The sequence below is a fragment of the Desulfurobacteriaceae bacterium genome, assembly GCA_039832905.1.
Lineage (GTDB): Bacteria > Aquificota > Aquificia > Desulfurobacteriales > Desulfurobacteriaceae > Desulfurobacterium.
On record JBDOLX010000019.1, the window covers coordinates 1 to 4282 of the forward strand.

Genomic DNA, 4282 nt, shown 5'->3' on the forward strand with positions numbered 1-4282 from the left:
TCTGTTTTTCTAATTTCTTTTTTCTCAAAATATTCAAGAGGATCAAAATCTTTAACTTCACCTGCTATCTGAACTGGAAATTCTGAAGCATCAAACTTTGTTATTTTTCCTATTCCAGATTTTCCGGCTGTTATGTTTTCCCAAAAAGTTTTTACATCACTTCCAACTGGAGAAACAACTCCAATACCTGTAATAACAACCCTTCTCATCCTCTTTACTCCTTGATTTTTAATTTATTTTGGAAGTTTATGACTTGAGTGAAATTATATAATAATTTGAGAAGTCTAACTAAAGGGGAGGATAATATGGTTATCCAAGTTCAACCTAAAGAGGTAGACTACGACTCCTTGGCTTTAAGAGTTTTCTTGAAAGCTTTAGAGATAATAGGGGGGCCAAGAAAGATTTTTGAGTATAGAAATCTTACCTGGATTCCAAGCCTCATGGAAGCTGCTTACGCTGTTGTCTTAAAAGAAGAAGCTTTTAAAACAGATGAAGAAATAGCTGAGTTTATAGGAATTACCAAACAAACGGTTAAAAATATGCTTTCAGCAGATCCAGATATTGTTCTGAAAAAACTTTCTGGAGAACTTGAAAGTAAAGAGATCAAAGTTCATACAGCTGGAGGTCTTGCAAAGCTCGCCTATAAAGAAGTAAAGGAAGGAAGAGACTTTGTTCCATTTGTAATTTCTTTGTGTGAAACCTACGTTTCTAAGCTCCTTGGTATTGCATGGCCAGTAGAGGTCCTAACAGCAATAAAGGGAATGGACTTTCCAATAGAAGAAGATAAGAAGGAAATGCTGAAGGAAAGACTATCTGGAATAAACGTCAAAGGTACTTCAGCCGTTTCACTTGTAGAGAAGATGGAATTTCCAATCAAAAACCCTGCAGATCTTCTCCACAAGTTGAAAGAAGCAGCTGAAAGAACATAGTTTCACGAGGAGCAAACATGCTAAGCAAAGCAGATGAGGCAAAACTAAGGGACTTTATAGTCTCTCAGCTAAACCTTCCAAGAACACTTGTTGATGGAAAAGAAGACTGGATAAAAGCCATACTTGACGCTAATGCAGCAACGGAAGAAGAACTCTTAGAACTTTTGTCAAAGTTTTTTAAGGTACCAGCTGTAGATCTTAGAAAAGTTCAAATTTCAAGTGATGTAATAAAGATTGTTCCAAGGGCTACTGCAGAAAAGTTCCTTTTGATTCCTTTTGGAAAGTCAGGACCTATCCTAAAAGTTGCAATGTCTGACCCTTCAGATATACAAACAAGAGAAAAAATTAGGTTTTCAACAGGACATAGAGTTCAACCTTACGTTGCTATTCCATTTAGGATAAAGGAAAAGTTACAGGAAGTTTATGGAGAAGCAGAAGAAGAAGTCTTTTCTTCCTTAAGCGAAGAACTTTTGAAAAAGGATCTAAGTAAAGAAATAGAAGCGGAAACCGTTCCTCACGAAGAAAACGTTGTATCTCTCGATAACATTAAAGCCTTAGCTACTCAGGCCCCAATAGTAAGGTTGGTAAACGCCATAATTGCAGAAGCTTTAAGAAGAGGAACAAGTGACATCCATATTGAGCCTTTTGAGAAGGAATTAAGAGTAAGATACAGAATAGATGGTATTTTACAAGTAGTTGGTAAATATCCTCCTGAAATAAAAGAGGCGGTAGCTGCAAGATTTAAAGTAATGAGCAACCTTGATATAGCTGAGAAGAGACTTCCACAAGACGGAAGAATGAGAGTCAAGTTCAAAGGTAGAGATATTGACTTTAGGGTTTCTACTGTTCCAACTGTTTTTGGAGAGAAGATCGTTTTAAGGGTTCTTGATAAAGGAAACTTGAGGCTTGACCTTACCCAACTTGGGCTTGAAGAGAGGGAATTTAACCTCCTTGTAAAAGCTATAAAATCTCCTTACGGAATGATACTCGTTACTGGACCAACAGGTTCTGGTAAGACGACAACCCTTTACTCTTCTCTTTTAACAATTAACACTCCTGAAGTTAACATAATGACAGCCGAAGACCCGGTTGAATATAACCTTTACGGGATAAACCAGGTTCAGGTAAGACACGACATAGGTTTGGATTTTGCGAGAGTTTTAAGAGCTTTCTTGCGTCAAGACCCAGATGTCATAATGGTTGGTGAGATCCGTGATAAAGAAACAGCAGAGATCGCCATAGAATCTGCTCTTACCGGACACTTGGTTATTTCTACCCTCCACACCAACGACGCTCCGAGTACCGTAACAAGACTAGTTGATATGGGCATAGAACACTTCTTGATTTCTTCTTCCTTGATTCTCGTCGTAGCACAAAGACTTGCAAGAAAAATATGTCCAAAGTGTAAAGAACCTTACCAGTATCCTCCGGAAGTCCTAAGAGAAGTTGGATTCTCGGAAGAGGAAATACTCAAGATACAAACATACAAGGGAAAAGGTTGTGATCACTGTGGAGGAAGTGGATACAAAGGAAGGGTTGCCCTTTACGAAGTTCTCGAGATGACCCCAAAACTTAGAGAAGCTGTGATAAAGGGTAAAAACACCGATGAGCTTAGAGAGATTGCAAGGGCAGAGGGAATGAGAACTTTAAGAGAGATAGGCTTGATAAAAATAGCCAAAGGTGTTACAACTCCTGAAGAAGTCCTAAGGGTAACAAGGGATACGTAATGAAAGAGATTTCTAAAAAGAAACTTCTGAGAATTTTTATAAGTTCAGAAGACAAATTTAAAGATAAACCCTTATGGGAATATATACTCCAGCTTGTTAAAGAAGAAGGTTTAGCGGGAGCTACAGTTTTAAAGGCTGTTGCAGGAATAGGAAGACACTCCGAACTTCATACTTTTAATATTTTTCGTCTTTCTCAGAACTTACCAGTAGTTGTGGAAATTATTGACGAAGAAAATAAAATAAGAAACTTCATAAAAACTTTAGATGGAATAATAGAAGAAGGACTCCTCGTTCTTGAAGATGTAGAAGTAATTGTTTATAAACACAGGAGTGAAAATGAGGATAGGAACGGTTGAACTTGGAAAAAAACCGAGAGTCATAGTTGCCTTAAACGAGGCTAACCTAAAGGAAAACTTAGAGAAAGCAAGAACTTTAAAAATTGATCTTGTAGAAGCAAGGATAGATCTTCTCTCTGAAATCTCTAAAGATTCAATAAAGAAGTTTTTAAACGCAGTTGCAGACTACGGCTTTTACACTGTTTCTACATTAAGACCAACTTGGGAAGGTGGAAAGTTTAAAGGTAGCGAAGAAGAAAGACTAAAGCTTTTTGAGACGATAGTTAAACATCCAGCTACAGGTGCAGTTGATATAGAACTGCGAGCAGAGATTTTGCCTAAAGTTAAAGAACTTGTTAAAAAAGAGAGGAAAGTTCTGATAATCTCTTACCACGATTTTGAGAAAACGCCAGAAAGTTCAGAAATAGAAGAAATTTTCAAGAAAGCAGTAGAAAAAGGTGCAGATATCGTAAAACTTGCTTTTACAGGAAAAACTAAAGAAGATGTAGCAAAGGTTTGCTGCACTCTCTCAAAGCTTAGCCATCCAAAAATCTTTATGGTAATGGGAGAAGAAGGAAAATTTACAAGAGTTATAGGTTTTTCTTTTGGTTCTCTACTTACCTACACATTTTTTGGTGAACCCGTTGCTCCAGGGCAGATAGAAGCAGAAAAGTTATTAAAATTAATAAACGAGTTTTATCCATCATCGGGACTAAGATGAGCGAGAACTCTTTTACTTTTGCAACTGCTATTTTGTACATCCTTTCAACTCTACATTACCTTCTTTTCCTTATTTTAGGAAAGGATAAACTTGCAACCGTTGGTCTCTACGCTGCACGAATAGGTTTCTTAACAAACTTAATAGCAATAATTTTTCTTTTAAAGTCGGAAAGCCATTCTCTATTTACAGAAAAAGGAGCTTTCTCCCTTTTTGGAATAGGTATAGTTTCCATCTTTCTTTACTTTGTTAGTAAGCACAAGCTTCCTTTATCCGGTGCCTTTTTAATGCCTTGGGCAGGTATTTCATTGGTCATAGCTTCAATATCCTCAGGAATTCCCAAAGATACCTTTCCTGTAGGAATTGTCGGAATTACTCACATAATATCTGCATTCTTAGGGTACAGTGCTTTCATCTTTTCAGCTGTAATTTCTCTAATCTACATCATATTTGAGAGAAACTTGAAAAAAAAGAAGTTTTCACTCTTTTACCACAAGACTCCTTCTTTAACTCTTCTTGAATCGATTGTTTACCACTCTTTAACGGTAGGTTTTACTTTTATAACCATATCCA

The 4282-nt window shown here is 36.9% G+C and carries 6 protein-coding genes; 5 read left to right on the top strand and 1 reads right to left on the bottom strand.

The window, feature by feature from the left end:
• The coding region (locus ABGX27_01210) for a beta-ketoacyl synthase N-terminal-like domain-containing protein (GenBank protein MEO2068116.1) at positions 1 to 209 on the bottom strand (209 nt) is incomplete at its 3' end.
• Between the two features lie 96 nt (positions 210 to 305).
• Here ABGX27_01210 and ABGX27_01215 point away from each other — a divergent pair.
• From ABGX27_01215 to ABGX27_01235, 5 genes are all read left to right on the top strand, one after another.
• Entirely contained in the window at positions 306 to 929 is a 624-nt protein-coding gene (locus ABGX27_01215) for a bacterio-opsin activator (protein MEO2068117.1), read from the top strand.
• Between the two features lie 17 nt (positions 930 to 946).
• A complete protein-coding gene (pilB, locus tag ABGX27_01220; GenBank protein MEO2068118.1) occupies positions 947 to 2656 on the top strand; it encodes a type IV-A pilus assembly ATPase PilB in 1710 nt (569 codons plus the stop codon).
• A complete protein-coding gene (locus ABGX27_01225) occupies positions 2656 to 3012 on the top strand; it encodes a DUF190 domain-containing protein (GenBank protein ID MEO2068119.1) in 357 nt (118 codons plus the stop codon). The genes pilB and ABGX27_01225 overlap by 1 nt, the downstream gene beginning before the upstream one ends.
• Positions 2993 to 3712, top strand: coding sequence for a type I 3-dehydroquinate dehydratase (gene aroD, locus ABGX27_01230; GenBank protein ID MEO2068120.1), 720 nt, complete (start codon positions 2993 to 2995; stop codon positions 3710 to 3712). Before ABGX27_01225 ends, aroD begins: the two co-directional genes overlap by 20 nt.
• Positions 3709 to 4282 (top strand): cytochrome C biogenesis protein (locus ABGX27_01235; GenBank protein MEO2068121.1); only part of this gene is annotated, 574 nt, incomplete at its 3' end. The genes aroD and ABGX27_01235, both read left to right, overlap by 4 nt.